This is a genomic window from Streptomyces sp. BE303, from assembly GCF_036290945.1.
In the GTDB taxonomy this organism is placed as follows: Bacteria; Actinomycetota; Actinomycetes; order Streptomycetales; family Streptomycetaceae; genus Kitasatospora.
Genome location: NZ_JAQYWZ010000534.1, coordinates 1 through 365, shown reverse-complemented (window position 1 = coordinate 365; position 365 = coordinate 1). Strand labels below are relative to the sequence as shown.

The following is a 365-nucleotide window of genomic DNA, read 5'->3' as shown; positions in this document are numbered from 1 at the left end:
TCCAGTGGTCGGTGCTCAGGAGCATCGACTGGACCATCGGGTAGAACGTGAAGCCCAGGATCACCAGCAGCGCGGGAGCCACCGAGAGCCAGCCGGCCAGGGCTCCGGTCGAACGCCGCCGGGACTTCGAGGTCTGCCCGGCGCGGTCCGGGCCGCTCCCGGCGGCGGTGCCGCCGGGAGGGTGCTTCGCGGGGAGGTCGGTCATGGTCGTCATCGGCTTTCCGTCACTCCTTGCCGAGCGCCTGGCCGACCAGGTCGTCGACGGTCTTCAGCGCCTTGTCGACGGACGCCTGGCCGTTGACGCCGGCCACGATGTTGGCCTTCTGGGCGTCCCAGCGGGCCTGGAAGGCGTGCCGGTCCTGGAG

At 71.2% G+C, this 365-nt stretch carries 1 pseudogene; it reads right to left on the bottom strand.

The window, feature by feature from the left end:
- Positions 1-214, bottom strand: a pseudogene (locus PUR56_RS11055) (hypothetical protein); the annotation flags it as partial.
- Positions 215-365: the final 151 nt, after the last annotated feature.